Origin of the sequence: Jiella avicenniae (assembly GCF_021390325.1) — a bacterium.
Taxonomy (GTDB): domain Bacteria; phylum Pseudomonadota; class Alphaproteobacteria; order Rhizobiales; family Rhizobiaceae; genus Jiella; species Jiella avicenniae.
In genome coordinates this window covers 25780-39943 of record NZ_JAJUWU010000009.1, presented here as the reverse complement: position 1 = coordinate 39943, position 14164 = coordinate 25780, and the positions used below count along the sequence as shown (strand labels likewise).

Here is a 14164-nt window from a genome sequence, read left to right as displayed (position 1 = left end):
GCCTGATACGCTACTTTTACGTAAACGTCAAAACGCTGGTCCGCGCGATGCGGTGCCGTCGTACGAGATTTCGAAGTCAGATAGGCGGAGGCGGGACATTGGGAATCCCGCAGGAGATCCCTCGAACTGACGACCCGAAATCGTCCGCCGCGGCCGCGAGCGCGGCGGCAAAGCGACCGCGACGGTCGCCCGAGCCGTCCAGCGCACTAATTCGTGATGCCGAAGCCGGGGCGACGCCACGACCTGCCCCGTCACCTCGTCTTCCGGAGCGACCTGCCTTGCTGACCGTCCATCATCTGAACAATTCCAGGTCCCAGCGGGTGCTGTGGCTGCTCGAAGAGCTCGGCGCGCCCTACGAGGTCAAGCGCTACGAGCGGACCAAGGACCTGCAGGCGCCGCCGGAATTGAAGAAGGTGCATCCGCTCGGCAAGTCGCCGGTCATCACCGACGAAGGCCGCACCATCGCCGAGACCGGCGCGATCGTGGAATATATTCTGGCGAAGCATGGCGACGGGCGGCTGATGCCGCCGGAGGGCAGCGACGACTACTGGCAGGTCCGGCATTTCCTGCATTACGCCGAAGGTTCGGCGATGCCGCCTCTGTTCCTGATGCTGGTCCTCTCGATGATCCCCGACCGGACGCCCTTCTTCGCCAAGCCGATCCTCAAGACCGCGATGGAAAAGGTCGACGAGATGCTGGTGAAGCCGCAGATGGCGCTGCATCTCGACCACTGGGAGCGCTCGATCGAAGAAACCGGCTGGTTCGCCGGCCCGGACCTTTCGGTCGCCGACATCATGATGAGCTTTCCCGTCGAAGCCGCCGCCCAGCGTTTCGGCTACGAATACCATCCGCGGCTGCGCGACTTTCTCCTGCGCATCCACTCCCGCCCGGCCTATCGCGAGGGGCTGAAGCGCGGCGGACCTTATGCCTATGCTTGAGGCGTGACGGAGGCCGTTGCGTACACGGTCAGCGACGATGCCGGGCACCCCACCCGGCATCGTCGCAGCTTCATGCCTCCCTTCGGGCCAGCCCCCCTCGCGACCGGCCCGTTCATGCCGCCGCCCGCTACGCCGAATGCCATGCCCGTCGGGACAAGGGGCGCAACGGTCCGCCAGGGCGCGGTTCAGAAGCGGTAGGTCACGCCCGTACCGATCAGCCAGGGATTGAGCTTGGCCTTGCCGGACAGCTTGTTGCCGCCGACGACGACGTCGAAGTCCGGCTCGAGGAAAATCTTCTTGACGTCGACGTTCCAACCCCAGTGATCGTCGATCATGTAGTCGAAACCGACCTGCAGGGCCGCGCCGAACGTGTTCTCGATGTCGAGATCGTCGACGCCGTCGGCGTCCTGACTGTAGAAGATCGCATAGGTCGCGCCGGCGCCGACATAGGGCTTGAACTTGCCGAAATCGGTGAAGTGATACTGCAGTGTGAGTGTCGGCGGCAGCAACCAAGTCTTGCCGACCCGACCCATGCTGGTCAGCGAGCCGTTGCCGGTGACGTTGGCGTAGGTCGTGCCGAGAATGAGTTCGGCCGCGATGTTGTCGGTGAAGTAGTAGCTGATGTCGAGTTCGGGGATGACCGTGTCCGAATAGGACAGGTCCGATCCGGCGACGCCGTCGACATAGCCCTCGTCTTCGGTGACGACGCCGAGGCCTCGCAGGCGGATCTGCCAGGGGCTTTGATATTCGACGGGCGCGGCGATGCCGGTGAGATCGGCCGCCGTGGCAGGCCCGTTGGAGCTGAAGGCGAAAAGGGCGACGCCCGTGAGAAGCGCGGCGGTCTGATTTCGGATTTTCATGGGATCGACTCTGGTAGGATCTGCGATGGTGGGCAGCCCATGATTAGTCAGTCTGCCATGCGATCGATTTGATCCAGGTCAAATTCCCGCCACAATCGGCCGGGCTTTTTGCCCTGCCGATCGCAGGCTCGTTCGCCTGCTCGGCGCTTGCCCCCGTTCAACGCCGCCGGAGGCTCGGCGACATGAATCTCCTCGTGTTCTACGGCTCCTATCGCCGCGACAGGATGGGCATCCGCCTCGCCGACTTCGTGGTCGACGGCTTCGAGAAGCGCGGCGCCGACTGCGAGCTGATCGACGCCAAGGCGCTCGACCTGCCGATGCTCGACCGGATGTACAAGGAATATCCCGCCGGCACGGCGCCGGACGCGCTTGAGACCCTGGCGCGGAAGATCAAGGACGCGGACGGCTTCGTCTTCGTAACCGGCGAATACAACTGGGGCATCCAGCCGGGGCTGAAGAACCTCACCGACCATTTCCTGGAGGAATGGTTCTGGCGCCCGGCGGCGATCGCCAGCTACTCTTCCGGGCGATTTTCGGGCGTCAGAGCCGCGCTTGCATGGCACGGCACCTTGTCCGAGATGGGCATGGTGGTGATCTCTTCCGCCCTGGCGGTCGGGCCGATCGCCGCAACGCTCGATGCCAACGGTCGCCCCACCGGCGATGCCGGCGGCCATCTCGAAAAGGCTTTCCCGCGCTTTGCCGCCGACCTCGAATGGTGGGCCGAGGCGGCGCGGAGCCAGAGGGCGAAGACGTCGCCGCCCTATTGAGGGCCGAACGTCCAGACGTCGTACCGAGGGGTGCATCCATCGGCCGGCCAGCGTAAGGTGACGCTGCGTCATCAACCGGCTGCGGTTCGCCCGATGAAGTGTCTGCTTTCCGCCCTCATGGTCTGTCTCGCGCCGACCCTCGTCATTGCAATGGAGTTTCGCTTCGATGGCGAGGCGATCCGCGCCACGGGCGCGATCGAAAAGGGTGACGCCGACCGCTTCGCCGCCACCGTCGCGCCATCGATCGACGGTCCGCTCTTCACCGTCTCGTTCGATTCGCCGGGCGGCAGTCTGCTTGAGGGCATGCGGCTCGGCGAGGCGATCCACGCCGCCGATGCGGGCACGATGGTCGAACGCGGCAAAAACTGTCTCAGCGCCTGCGCCATCGCCTTTCTCGGCGGCAAGACTTTCGGCAGCTACGCCCATCAGGTGCGCCGCGAGATCGAACCCGGCGCCCGCCTCGGCTATCACGGCTTCTTCTCCGGCCGCCGGGATCAGGTCGAACTGGTCAACGAGGTGCTCGACCAGTCGCGCCTCGTCAACGCGCTCCTCCTCGACTATGCGACGCGCATGCGGGGGGTCGATGGCGGGCTGTTGTCCAGGCTCCTGACGACGGCTCCGGCGGAAATGGAATTGATCGACACGCCGGCCGAGATCGCCGGGCTGGGAATCACCCTCCTCGGCGACCCCCTGCCCTTGCCGGAAGACTGGCCGACCCTCGCCTGCCGCAACGCCGTCCAGCGGATGATCGGCGCCTTCGCCGATGCAAAGCCGCTCGTCGGACCCGGCGCGAAAAGGACGGCGAGCCTCGAAGCCCTGCGCCGGCAGATGCTCGACGACAAATATCCGGCCAACGCGGACGCGGGAGCGATACGGTCCGCCCTCGCGGGGCTGGCGCCCGGCGACGCGATCGACCTGATGGTCGGCGAGCCCGTCTATGCCGATCCCGAAAATCCGCCCGTCCGCGTGCCGCTGAGCCAGGGCGGCGGGTTTCTCGGCAATGCCTGCTATGCCATGGCCGATGCGAGCTTCGTCACCACCATCGTCGTCGACGGCATCGACCGGAAGGCGACGCTTCGCCAGGACGACCCGCTCTTCGCCTACGACCCCGACCGGCCGCTCTGGTAGCGACTGGAGGGTCGCTCAGCGCCCCTGGGTCAGCAGGATCTTCACGGCGAAGACCGAAAAGACGCTGGCGAACACCCAGTCGATCGCCCGCGTGATCGTCGGCCGTCGCTTCAGCGCCGCCGAGAGCCCGTCGGCCGCAAAGATCATCGCGATGCAGAAGGGGACCGAGAAGACGATGAAATAGACCCCGAGGAAGAACAGCTTGCCGCCGGCATGGGGATCGCCGGCCTCGATGAACTGCGGCAGGAAGGTCACGAAGAACAGGATGATCTTCGGGTTCGACAGGTTGATGCCGATGCCGGTCAGCCAGCTGCGCTTGAGCGAGCGGGCTTTCGGCGCCCCCTTCGCGTCCACCCGGAAGGTCGAGCCGAAACGGATCGCCTGGACGGCGAGGAAGATCAGATAGCCGGCGCCGACGATCTTCAGCACGAAGAAGGCCTCCGGCGAAGCCGCGATCAGCGCCGACAGGCCGACGGCGGCGAGGGTCGTATGGATCAGCGAGCCCGTCGAGGCGCCGGCGAAGGCCGCGATGCCCGCCGCGCGGCCGCCGGCGAGCGTGCGGCCGAGGAACAGCGTCATGTCCGGCCCCGGCGTGATCGTCAGGATGAAGCAGGCGAGGGAGAAGGCGAGAAGGGTGGAAGGGTCGGGGATGAAGGTCATGGCTCGTGCGTCCGTCGTCGCTTTGGCGGTCCTTCGCTCTACTACGCCGCGACGGCTTTCTCCACGCGCTGCGCGCGATTGGGCTTTGACGCCGTCTGCCCTCGCCAATATACAACCTATGCGATATTTTTTGACGGGATTGCACGCATGAAGATCGGCTTCTACCAGGTGCGCTCTGGCGATCAGCTCTACAAGATCCTGCGTGCCCATTACGGCGATGCCGCGTTCCTCAGGGATCGCGAGGCAGTTACGCGGCTGATCCTCGAAAACAATCCCGCGGTTCGGGATCCGGACCGCATCTATCCCAATCAGATCATCGTTCTGCCACCCTTGTCACCCATTCCCGGCCATCTGCCGCTTCGCGCGGCGGGTGGGGTCAGCCCCGCCGCGGTCGGCTCGGACAAGAACGCTCTGCCACGACCGCTATCTGCAGACAGCCGAGGCGCCTGCGAAATGATTTCGGCCAGGCTGAACGGCCTGACGCCTTCAGAACGTGATTTCCTCGGAGGTTTCGATCTCCATAAAGCCGCTTCCGCTGGCGCCGACGTGTTTTTCGGCGCTGTCAAGAAGGCGACCGAGGAGGCTCGGCAGCCGATCCGCGAAATCATTCAGCTCTATGGAAACAAGAGCATCGGCAAGATCACCAAGGGACAATACGACTATGGTCGCCGCGTCCGGGTGAAAACCGTGGCTGCAAAGCTCGGTCCACTGCATCGGTTGATCAATCCAGGCAAGCGCCCGGGCGAGGTCCTGCGCATCGACCCCCACTCGGTGAACAAGGTCGCCGCCCACAGCAAGGAGATTGCGAAGCTTGCCCGCATCAACAAGGTGGCTCGCGCCGGCGGAGTCGTGCTGGGCGTGATGAATGTTGGACTGACCGCAGTTCGGGTCGCAACGGCCGAGAGTGACGATGAGCGCACCGTGATCGTCGCGGAAGCGACGGGCGGGGCGCTGGGATCGTTGGCGACGGGTGCTGCGGCCGGGCTCGCCATCGCCGCAATGGCGACGCCGATCGGTTGGGTCGGCTTTGTCATCGTGGCTGGCGCGAGCGCCGTCGGGGGCCTCGCTGCCGGCGAAATCAGCCGGCGGGTCGCCGAAAACGAACTCTACGACGACGACTGCTCCAAGTTCGACATATGGTCCGACAAGGCGTGGGAGAAGTTGAGGTCGATGGCGGGGCGCTAGCACATCGGGCTCCTTGTTCCCTTCCTCCGTCGTTTTGTGTAGACGCCCGTAAACTACAATTCTACAGCGGGCAGACTACGAGCCATGGCACTCCCACGCGACGTCAAAAAGGTCGTCCTCGCCTATTCGGGCGGGCTCGACACCTCGATCATCCTGAAATGGCTCCAGACCGAGCTCGGCGCCGAGGTGGTGACCTTCACCGCCGATCTCGGCCAGGGCGAGGAACTCGGCCCGGCGCGCGAGAAGGCCGAGCGGGCCGGCGTCAAGGAGATCCACATCGAGGACGTGCGCGAGGAGTTCTGCCGCGACTTCGTCTTCCCGATGTTCCGGGCGAACGCCGTCTACGAAGGCACCTATCTCCTCGGCACCTCGATCGCCCGGCCGCTGATCTCCAAACATCTCGTCGACATCGCCCATGCCACCGGCGCCGACGCCATCGCCCACGGCGCGACCGGCAAGGGCAACGACCAGGTGCGCTTCGAACTGTCGGCCTATGCGCTCGACCCAGACATCAAGGTCATCGCGCCCTGGCGGGACTGGGCGTTCAAGTCGCGGACCGACCTTCTCGATTTCGCCGAGAAGAACCAGATCCTCGTCACCAAGGACAAGCGCGGCGAAGCGCCCTTCTCCGTGGATGCCAACCTCCTGCACTCGTCCTCCGAGGGCAAGGTGCTGGAGGATCCGGCCGAGACGCCGCCGCCTTACGTCTTCATGCGCACCGTCAGCCCGGAGGAGGCTCCGGACAAGCCGACCGTCATCACCATCGGCTTCGAAAAGGGCGATCCCGTCTCGATCGACGGCAAGGCGATGAAGCCCCACGAGCTTCTGGCGGCGCTCAACGATCTCGGCCGCGACAACGGCATCGGCCGGCTCGATCTCGTCGAAAACCGCTTCGTCGGCATGAAGTCCCGCGGCGTCTACGAGACACCCGGCGGCACCATCCTTCTGGCCGCCCACCGGGCGATCGAATCGATCACGCTCGATCGCGGCGCGGCGCATCTGAAGGACCAGATCATGCCGCAATATGCCGAGCTGATCTACAACGGCTTCTGGTTCTCGCCCGAGCGCGAGATGCTGCAGGCGCTGATCGACAAGAGCCAGGAGCATGTCGAGGGCGAGGTGCGCCTCAAGCTCTACAAGGGCAACGTCATCGTCGAGGGCCGCTCCTCGGAAAAATCGCTCTATTCCGACGCCCTCGTCACCTTCGAGGACGATCACGGCGCCTACGACCAGAAGGACGCCGCCGGCTTCATCCGGCTGAACGCGCTGCGGCTGCGCACGCTGGCAAAGCGCGACGGGCGCTGAGCGCGCAGCGCCCTCGCCGGCTCTCGGCAAAATTCAAACACATCTCGGCCGCGCTTCTCGGCAAGGGGGTTTCAAAGGGCTTCGGCGATGAAGGGCGGTGGTCGAGTTAGAAGCTCCGTCATTCTCGGGCCCCGTCCCGAGAATCCAGGAATCGTAAGGCGCCGTTGGTTTCAGATGCAGCGGGCGTAAGCGGCCGATGCAGCGGCAGTCGCCCCTAGATTCTCGGGACGGGGCCCGAGAATGACGACCCGTTGGGGCTGGCGCCCCAGTTTCTGAGCCTCGGCATCCCTGATCTCATTGAAAACCATGATCTTGGGGCGCTTTCCGAAATGGGTGAATGTCGTAGCTCCAGCCCCCGAGAATTCGGAGGGCGGAGTCAGGGGGACGAGACTTTCATGAATGGCCGGTCCGGGTTGTGGGCCGGCCTTTTTCGTCCGGCCGGCCGCGCATGTCCTCGTAGAACCAGACCATGCGGTCGCAGAACCACAGCTTGCCGCCCATGGCGAGCGCGAGGCCGAAGAGCGTCGCCCACGGCTCGAGGACGGCCAGCCCGTAGGCGAGCGGCACGATGCCTGCGATCGAGACGCCGGTGAGGAGCAACGCCGGCCGTTCGTGTCCGGCAGGGACCGGGCACTCTGTCCGGGCGAGGAACAGGCGCTCGCCAAAGGTTGCCCGCGCCGCCCAGCTGTCCCTGCGGACAGGCGGCGCGAAAAGCCGCGGATTGACGAAGACGAAAAGCGCCACGGCCGCAATCGGCAGGAGGCACCACCAGCCGATCCAGACCCGTGTCCAGACGGAGAAGGCAAGCAGCGGCAGGGCCGCCACCCGGCTCCAGACGCTCAGCGGGTTCGCATGGCGCTCCCACGTCGCGTCGTCCATGCGCATCAGCCGCTCAGTGAGCGCGAAGACGTCCATCGCCACCGCCCCCGCCCGTCGCCCGACCGTCAGCTCTCGTCGGCAAGGCCCTCGAACAGCGCCGTCGAGAGATAGCGCTCGGCGAAAGAGGGGATGATGATGACGACGTTCTTTCCCGCCATCTCCTCGCGCTGGCCGACGACCACTGCCGCGCGCACCGCGGCGCCGGAGGAGATACCCACCGGAATGCCTTCGAGCCGTGCCACCAGACGGGCGTATTCGAAGCTCTCGTCGTTCGAAACCTTGACGATCTCGTCGTAGATCTCGCGGTCGAGGATCGCCGGGGCGAAACCCGCCCCGATGCCCTGGATCTTGTGCGGACCCGGGTCGCCGCCGGACAACACCGGCGAGGCTTCCGGCTCGACGGCGACGATCCTGATCGCCGGGTTGCGCTCCTTCAGGACCTGCCCGGCTCCGGTGATCGTGCCGCCGGTGCCGATGCCCGCGACCAGCGCGTCGACCTTGCCGCCGGTGTCGTTCCAGATCTCCTCGGCCGTCGTCCGGCGGTGGATTTCCGGATTGGCCGGGTTCTCGAACTGCTGCGGCACAACGGCGTCCGGCAGGCTCTGCACCAGTTCCTCGGCCTTGGCGATGGCGCCCTTCATGCCCTTTGCGCCCTCGGTCAGGACGAGATCGGCGCCGAGCAGACGCAACATCTTGCGCCGTTCCATCGACATCGTCTCGGGCATGGTGAGGACGAGCTTGTAGCCCTTGGCCGCAGCGGCAAAGGCGAGGCCGATGCCGGTATTGCCCGAGGTCGGCTCGACGAGCGTGGTCTTGCCCGGGGTGATCCTGCCCTCGGCTTCGAGCTTCTCGATCATCGCGACGCCGATGCGATCCTTGACGCTGGCGATCGGATTGAAGAATTCGAGCTTGGCGAGAAGATTGGCCTTCACGCCGTGCTCCTTCGCGATCTTGTCGAGCCGGACCAGTGGCGTATCGCCGATCGTGTCGGTGATGGAATCGTAGATCCGTCCTCGCCCCTTGGTTCGCGGCAGGCTGTCGGTGGCGGGCTTGTCCATGATGTCCTCCATGTTTTGACCGGTGTCGCCGGGACGATATCCCGTCCGACGGCACCGTCCGGCGTTTGTTGACCGCCTCGTGACGCAACCCCTCCCGCATCGCTGGGGATCTGGCGGGCCGTTGCGTCGAAACGTCGCTCACCCCGCAACATAGGACGCCCGACCGCCCGCAAGGAGGCCTGTTTTTCCCAAACCAGCAGCGATCACGGGAAAAGCTTTGCGTCACGGCCCGCGGCTCGAAAGAGAGATCGGGAGTAATTGAATGAAATTGCAACGGCGCCGAGGAACCTCTCTTCAGACATTATCGGCAGGCTCGAAATCAAGCAAAGTACATGCCGGAATCCGCAATGTTTTGGATGACATCATGAACCAGTCGAACGACCAAACCAAAACCGTCTGCGCGGAATTCATTCTCCTCGCGGTCGTCGTGACACTCGCGACCACGGCCCTCGCGCTGTGGTTCTTCAAACCCTTCGGCGAGACGGTGATGATCCGGGGCGTCGGCTTCGCCGCCGGGATCTCGGTCGCCAGTGCACTCCCCTATCTCGCCTATCTCGCCTTCAGGGTCTCCTCGCTCTACGCCGACAATGACGGCCTGATGCGCGCGGCCCTGACGGATCGGCTCACCGGCGCGCTCAATCGCCAGGGCTTCGACCGGCGGTTCCGCAGCCATCTGCGGTCCCTGCTCGGTCAGAGCGACAAAGGCCTGATGCTCCTCATCGTCGATGCCGACCACTTCAAGCGGATCAACGACCGCCTCGGCCATCCGGTCGGCGACGTCGCGCTGAAGAAGATCGCCGGTACCTTGAAGCGGCTGACCCGCGAGAGCGACGCCGTCGGACGGCTCGGCGGTGAGGAGTTCGTGATCTCGCTGCCCTGCAGCAACGTCGATCAGGGCGAGATGGTGGCCGAGCGTCTTCGCGCCGCGATCAACCGGCTCTATGTCGGCTCGGGCACCAAGGGCGCACAGCTCTCCGTCTCGATCGGCGGCGTCTTCATGCGCTCTCCGCAGCCCTTCGCACGGGTCTACGAGGCGGCGGACGCCAATCTCTACCGCGCCAAGGAAGGCGGGCGGAACCGCTGCACCATCACGGCGATCACCACCCATGGGCACGGCCGTCTGCGCGGCATCGACGGACTGCCGGCCGCAGCCGCGCCCCTGGCGCGCTGAACGGCAGGCCGCCCGGAGGATTCTTCCGAGATGGACGGCCGTCGACGGGAACGCGTTCAGCCGGCCGCCATGGCCGGCTTCAGTTCCGCCCGGTCGAGCCGAAGCCCCCCTCGCCCCGGGCCGAGCCTGAAAGCACCTCGGCCGACACGAACTCCGCCCGCGTCACCGGGGCGATCACCGCCTGGGCGATCCGGTCGCCATTCGAAATCGTCACGGCTTCGGCGCCGAGATTGATCAAGAGCACCTTCACCTCGCCGCGATAGTCGCTGTCGATCGTGCCGGGGCTGTTGAGCACCGTCACCCCCTGGCGCGCCGCAAGGCCGGAGCGCGGCCGGATCTGCATCTCGAACCCTTCGGGAAGCTCGACCGCCAGCCCCGTCGGCACCAAAGCGCGCTCGCCGGGCGCGAGCGTCAGCGGCATTCGAAGGGCTGCGGAGAGATCGGCTCCGGCAGCCCCTTCGCTGGCATAAGCCGGAAACTTGGCATCCCGGCCGTGATCGAGCCGCATGACTCGGACGGTTACGGGGCCCGGAGATCGTGACGGGGTCATTGGCGCCCGCCCCGCCCGAGCCGCGCCGCAATCCATTCCGCCAGCCGTTCCGCCGCCGCCTCCTTGGCGAGCTTCGGCCACTCATCGACCCCCTCGATGGTGACGAGGCGGATGGTGTTCTCGCTGCCGCCCATCACACCGCCCTGCGGCGAGACGTCGTTGGCAAGGATGGCATCGGCGCCCTTTCTTTCCAGTTTTTTCCGGGCATTGGCCAGGAGATCGTCGGTTTCCGCCGCAAAGCCGACGACGAGGCGCGGCCGCATCGCGTGATGGCCGATCGTGGCGAGAATGTCCGGGTTCTCGGCGAGGGCGAGCGCCGGAGGACCTTCGGCGGTCTTCTTGATCTTGCGATTGCTCTCGGCCGCGACCCGCCAGTCTGCGACGGCGGCGACGAAGACGGCGATGTCGGCCGGCAGCGCGGTCTCGACCGCGGCGAGCATTTCCGCCGCCGTCTCGACGTGGCGCGTCGCGATCCCCTCCGGATCCGGCAGCGTCACCGGCCCCGAGACGAGCGTGACCTTCGCGCCGGCGTCGCGCAGGGCGGCGGCGATGGCGTGGCCCTGGCGACCGGACGAACGGTTGGCGATGTAGCGGACGGGATCGATCGGTTCGTGCGTCGGGCCGGAGGTGACGATCGCCGAGAGGCCGTCGAGGGGCCGCGCCGCCGGCACCAGGCTGGCTGCGGCGGCGGCGACGATTTCCAGCGGCTCGGCCATGCGGCCGGTGCCGGCCTCGCCCCTCTCGGCCATCTCGCCGGTGCCGGGGCCGACGAGGCGAACACCGTCCGCGACGAGTTGCGCCAGATTGCGGCGGGTCGCCGGATGGTCCCACATCGAAGGGTTCATCGCCGGTGCCATCAGAACCGGCGCCCGCGTCGCCAGAAGAACCGCCCCGGCGAGATCGTCGGCGAGCCCGTTCGCAAGCCGCGCCATGCGGTCGGCGGTCGCCGGCGCGAGGACGACGAGATCGTGCTCGCGCGCGAGCCGGATGTGGCCGACATCCTGTTCGTCCTCTCGGTCGAAGAGATCGGAATAGACCCTGGTGGCGGCGAGAGCGCCGACCGACAGCGGCGTCACGAACTCGGCGGCAGCCTGCGTCATCACCGGCGTGACGCTGGCGCCTCGCTCCCTGAGCCGTCGGATGAGGTCGAGTGTCTTGTACGCGGCGATTCCCCCACCGATGACCAGCAGGATGCGCTTTCCGGCGAGCGCACTCATGCCGAAAGCGCCGCAGTCACGTCGGTGGCGGAAAAGTCGTCACCCTTGAAGAGCAGCGGCACGTCGAGCGAGCGGGCGAGAGCATAGGAAAAGCAGTCGCCGAAATTGAGTTTCGCGGGGCTGCCGGAGCCGCGGCCGTACTTCCGATAGGCTTCCGCGGCGATGGCTGTATGGGCTTCAGTGAAGCTGACGATCTTCAGATCGACCTCTCTCAAAATTTCAGTCAACCGCACCGTACCGTCCCGACCGAGCCTGCCATGGACGACGATATCGACTTCCAGGCGCGTCGCCGCTGACATCGCAATCTCGTTCGTCAGCATGATCCTGGCGAAGTTGGACGCGTCGGCTTCACCGGCCACCAAGGAAAACAGCGCGGAACTGTCGACGACGATCACTCGACGAAGCTCCAGAGCTCGTCGGTATAGGCTTTCTGATCAAAGGGCTGATGCGGCTTCCGGCCAAGAGAAAGGATCCTCTGAAGCCGCCGCTCCTTGTCGTCGTCCCAGTCGCGCAAAGCCGTTGCGCCGGCCGGCTCGGCGTCGATTTTCGAGGAAATCAACGCCCGCACTTCGTCCGCCGGCGAGCGACCGTGTTCTTTCGCGCGCGCCTCGAGCCGGCGCATCACGTCGTCGTCCAGATCGTCGATCGTCAAGCTCGCCATGGGAACCTCCGCCCACGCTCAACCGCCACCATCGCGATTTCGCCCGGTCCTATTTAACCACGGACCGCACGCCGGGCAACGCGCCGGCGCCCGCCTCAGCCGAAGACCAGCGCACCGGCGATCGTCACCAGCGCCAGGGCGATGACCCAGCGCTCGACATGGCCGAGAATGATGCTCGCCTTGCCGTCCTGGACGAGGTCGTAGAGCGTATCGTCGTTGAGGCGGATGCCGTTCTCGATCAGTTCGGGGAGTTCGCGACTGAGGACCTCCAGGCCGACGGCGAGTTCGGGCGCCTTGCGCAGAAGCTTCAGCCCGGCCTCCAGGCCGTCGCGCGCCTCCTGGAGCTTCGCGGCGGGGCCGAGCTCGGTCATGATGTAGTCGGAGACCACCGGTTCGGCGGCGACCCACATGTTGAACTTCGGATCGAAGCTGCGCGCGACGCCTTCGACCACCACCATGGTCTTCTGCAGAAGCACCAGCTCGGGCCGCGTCTGCATTTCGAACAGCTGGGTGACCTCGAAGAGCAGCGACAACAGGTGCCCCATCGAGATCGTCTCGGCCGGTTGGCCGTAGATCGGCTCGCCGATCGCCCTCAGCGCCTGGGCGAAGCTCGCGACGTCCTGGGTGCGCGGCACGTAGCCGGCCTCGAAATGAACCTCGGCCACGCGACGGTAGTCGCGCTGGATGAAGCCGTAGAGGATCTCGGCGAGGAAACGCTTGGAGTCCCGGCTCAGCCGGCCGACGATGCCGAGGTCGACCGCGACGATCGTGCCGTCCGGCGCGATGAACAGATTGCCCTGATGCATGTCGGCGTGGAAGAAGCCGTCGCGCATCGCATGGCGCAGGAACGACTGGACGACCGTGACGCCGATCTTCTTGGTGTCGTGGCCGGCGGCGACCACCGCGCCGACGTCCGAAAGCTTGATCCCGTCGATCCACTCCATGGTGATGACGTCGCGGCCGGTGCGCTCCCAGTCGATCGCCGGAACGCGGAAGCCTTTGTCCCTGGCGACGTTCTCGGCCATTTCCGAAGACGCCGCCGCCTCGAGCCGCAGATCCATCTCGATGCGGGTGGACTGGGTGAGCGTCTCGACCACGGCGACCGGCCGCAGCCGGCGGGAGGATTCGACGAAGCGCTCGAGAAAGTCGGCGATGAAGCGGAACGTGTCGAGCTCGCGGCGAAAGCGCGCCCGGATGCCAGGGCGGATCACCTTGACCGCGGCGAAGCGCTCGGTGCCGTCCGGGTTGCGGATCCGCGCCTTGTAGACCTGGGCGATCGAAGCCGCGCCCACGACCTCGCCGAGATCGAGGAAAAGGTCGCCGAGCGGCCGGCCGAGGGTCGTCTCGATTTCGGCGACGGCGAGGTGGCGCTCGAAGGGCGGCACCTTGTCCTGCAGTGCGCCCAGTTCGCCGGCGATGTCCGCGCCGACGATGTCCGGGCGCGTCGCCAGGAACTGGCCGAGCTTCACATAGGAGGGACCCAGACGGTGCAGCGCCCGCGACAGCCGGTCGGAGCGGTCCCTGCCCTTCGTCGAGCCGCGCTGGATCAGCCGCGCGAGACGGTGCAGCAGTTTGGCGCCGGCCGGCAGCCCCTCGGGGGGAAAGGCGCCGACGACGCCTTCACGCGCCAGCACGTAGGCGGCCCTGACGAGCGCGAAGGTTCCGGAGATCGGATTGGTCACGATCCTTGCCGCCTCAACCGGCCGAACTTGGGCGCGATCGGAGCCATTCGCGCCTCCCCTCCAAGGATCCCATCAGGCACGGAGCGGTCCGGCGGTGCGATGT

Annotated in this window: 15 protein-coding genes; 6 read left to right on the top strand and 9 right to left on the bottom strand. The window is 66.1% G+C overall.

What is annotated here, in order from left to right:
- Positions 1 to 278 precede the first annotated feature (278 nt).
- Entirely contained in the window at positions 279 to 938 is a 660-nt protein-coding gene (locus tag LZD57_RS10490; protein WP_233719571.1) for a glutathione S-transferase family protein, read from the top strand.
- Between the two features lie 185 nt (positions 939 to 1123).
- Here LZD57_RS10490 and LZD57_RS10485 read toward each other — a convergent pair whose 3' ends face one another.
- Positions 1124 to 1798, bottom strand: coding sequence for an OmpW/AlkL family protein (locus LZD57_RS10485; RefSeq protein ID WP_233719570.1), 675 nt, complete (start codon positions 1796 to 1798; stop codon positions 1124 to 1126).
- A 182-nt stretch (positions 1799 to 1980) separates the two neighbouring features.
- On the opposite strand from LZD57_RS10485, the gene LZD57_RS10480 reads away from it, so the two are divergent.
- Together LZD57_RS10480 and LZD57_RS10475 are read left to right on the top strand one after the other, a co-directional pair.
- Complete coding sequence (locus tag LZD57_RS10480) at positions 1981 to 2565, top strand: NADPH-dependent FMN reductase (protein ID WP_233719569.1); 585 nt, start codon at positions 1981 to 1983, stop codon at positions 2563 to 2565.
- A 93-nt stretch (positions 2566 to 2658) separates the two neighbouring features.
- Positions 2659 to 3693 carry a COG3904 family protein gene (locus LZD57_RS10475; RefSeq protein WP_233719568.1) on the top strand — a complete coding sequence of 345 codons (1035 nt, stop codon included), beginning with the start codon at positions 2659 to 2661 and terminating at the stop codon, positions 3691 to 3693.
- A gap of 15 nt (positions 3694 to 3708) precedes the next feature.
- Here the strand turns inward: LZD57_RS10475 and LZD57_RS10470 are convergent, their stop codons facing one another.
- The gene (locus LZD57_RS10470; RefSeq protein ID WP_233719567.1) at positions 3709 to 4353 is read right to left on the bottom strand and encodes a LysE family translocator; all 645 of its coding nucleotides are present in this window, start codon (positions 4351 to 4353) and stop codon (positions 3709 to 3711) included.
- A gap of 147 nt (positions 4354 to 4500) precedes the next feature.
- On the opposite strand from LZD57_RS10470, the gene LZD57_RS10465 reads away from it, so the two are divergent.
- Entirely contained in the window at positions 4501 to 5538 is a 1038-nt protein-coding gene (locus tag LZD57_RS10465) for a LysM peptidoglycan-binding domain-containing protein (protein WP_233719566.1), read from the top strand.
- Between the two features lie 84 nt (positions 5539 to 5622).
- Positions 5623 to 6843 (top strand): argininosuccinate synthase, encoded by a 1221-nt coding sequence (locus tag LZD57_RS10460; RefSeq protein ID WP_233719565.1) that lies wholly within the window; start codon positions 5623 to 5625, stop codon positions 6841 to 6843.
- A 393-nt stretch (positions 6844 to 7236) separates the two neighbouring features.
- On the opposite strand, the gene LZD57_RS10455 is transcribed toward LZD57_RS10460, so the two are convergent.
- Both LZD57_RS10455 and cysK read right to left on the bottom strand, forming a co-directional pair.
- Positions 7237 to 7758, bottom strand: coding sequence for a DUF6653 family protein (locus LZD57_RS10455; RefSeq protein ID WP_233719564.1), 522 nt, complete (start codon positions 7756 to 7758; stop codon positions 7237 to 7239).
- Positions 7759 to 7787: 29 nt separating this feature from the next.
- Positions 7788 to 8780 carry a cysteine synthase A gene (gene cysK / locus LZD57_RS10450; protein ID WP_233719563.1) on the bottom strand — a complete coding sequence of 331 codons (993 nt, stop codon included), beginning with the start codon at positions 8778 to 8780 and terminating at the stop codon, positions 7788 to 7790.
- A 364-nt stretch (positions 8781 to 9144) separates the two neighbouring features.
- On the opposite strand from cysK, the gene LZD57_RS10445 reads away from it, so the two are divergent.
- Positions 9145 to 9951, top strand: a complete 807-nt coding sequence (locus tag LZD57_RS10445) for a GGDEF domain-containing protein (protein WP_233719562.1) — start codon at positions 9145 to 9147, stop codon at positions 9949 to 9951.
- A gap of 79 nt (positions 9952 to 10030) precedes the next feature.
- Here LZD57_RS10445 and dut read toward each other — a convergent pair whose 3' ends face one another.
- The 5 genes from dut to ubiB form a co-directional block, all read right to left on the bottom strand.
- On the bottom strand, positions 10031 to 10459 hold the full coding sequence (gene dut / locus LZD57_RS10440; protein WP_233719561.1) for a dUTP diphosphatase: 429 nt from the start codon (positions 10457 to 10459) through the stop codon (positions 10031 to 10033).
- 38 nt (positions 10460 to 10497) lie between these two features.
- Positions 10498 to 11718 (bottom strand): bifunctional phosphopantothenoylcysteine decarboxylase/phosphopantothenate--cysteine ligase CoaBC, encoded by a 1221-nt coding sequence (gene coaBC / locus LZD57_RS10435; RefSeq protein WP_233719560.1) that lies wholly within the window; start codon positions 11716 to 11718, stop codon positions 10498 to 10500.
- On the bottom strand, positions 11715 to 12113 hold the full coding sequence (locus tag LZD57_RS10430) for a type II toxin-antitoxin system VapC family toxin (protein ID WP_233719559.1): 399 nt from the start codon (positions 12111 to 12113) through the stop codon (positions 11715 to 11717). Before LZD57_RS10430 ends, coaBC begins: the two co-directional genes overlap by 4 nt.
- A complete protein-coding gene (locus LZD57_RS10425; RefSeq protein WP_233719558.1) occupies positions 12110 to 12379 on the bottom strand; it encodes a FitA-like ribbon-helix-helix domain-containing protein in 270 nt (89 codons plus the stop codon). Before LZD57_RS10425 ends, LZD57_RS10430 begins: the two co-directional genes overlap by 4 nt.
- A gap of 95 nt (positions 12380 to 12474) precedes the next feature.
- Complete coding sequence (gene ubiB / locus LZD57_RS10420; RefSeq protein WP_233719557.1) at positions 12475 to 14061, bottom strand: 2-polyprenylphenol 6-hydroxylase; 1587 nt, start codon at positions 14059 to 14061, stop codon at positions 12475 to 12477.
- Positions 14062 to 14164: the final 103 nt, after the last annotated feature.

Excerpts from the sequence above, each read along its gene's own strand:
- LZD57_RS10485 (WP_233719570.1), bottom strand. The coding sequence starts at position 1,798 with ATGAAAATCCGAAATCAGACCGCCGCGCTTCTCACGGGCGTCGCCCTT.
- LZD57_RS10480 (WP_233719569.1), top strand. The coding sequence starts at position 1,981 with ATGAATCTCCTCGTGTTCTACGGCTCCTATCGCCGCGACAGGATGGGC.
- LZD57_RS10475 (WP_233719568.1), top strand. The coding sequence starts at position 2,659 with ATGAAGTGTCTGCTTTCCGCCCTCATGGTCTGTCTCGCGCCGACCCTC.
- LZD57_RS10470 (WP_233719567.1), bottom strand. The coding sequence starts at position 4,353 with ATGACCTTCATCCCCGACCCTTCCACCCTTCTCGCCTTCTCCCTCGCC.
- LZD57_RS10465 (WP_233719566.1), top strand. The coding sequence starts at position 4,501 with ATGAAGATCGGCTTCTACCAGGTGCGCTCTGGCGATCAGCTCTACAAG.
- LZD57_RS10460 (WP_233719565.1), top strand. The coding sequence starts at position 5,623 with ATGGCACTCCCACGCGACGTCAAAAAGGTCGTCCTCGCCTATTCGGGC.
- LZD57_RS10455 (WP_233719564.1), bottom strand. The coding sequence starts at position 7,758 with ATGGACGTCTTCGCGCTCACTGAGCGGCTGATGCGCATGGACGACGCG.
- cysK (WP_233719563.1), bottom strand. The coding sequence starts at position 8,780 with ATGGACAAGCCCGCCACCGACAGCCTGCCGCGAACCAAGGGGCGAGGA.
- LZD57_RS10445 (WP_233719562.1), top strand. The coding sequence starts at position 9,145 with ATGAACCAGTCGAACGACCAAACCAAAACCGTCTGCGCGGAATTCATT.
- dut (WP_233719561.1), bottom strand. The coding sequence starts at position 10,459 with ATGCGGCTCGATCACGGCCGGGATGCCAAGTTTCCGGCTTATGCCAGC.
- coaBC (WP_233719560.1), bottom strand. The coding sequence starts at position 11,718 with ATGAGTGCGCTCGCCGGAAAGCGCATCCTGCTGGTCATCGGTGGGGGA.
- LZD57_RS10425 (WP_233719558.1), bottom strand. The coding sequence starts at position 12,379 with ATGGCGAGCTTGACGATCGACGATCTGGACGACGACGTGATGCGCCGG.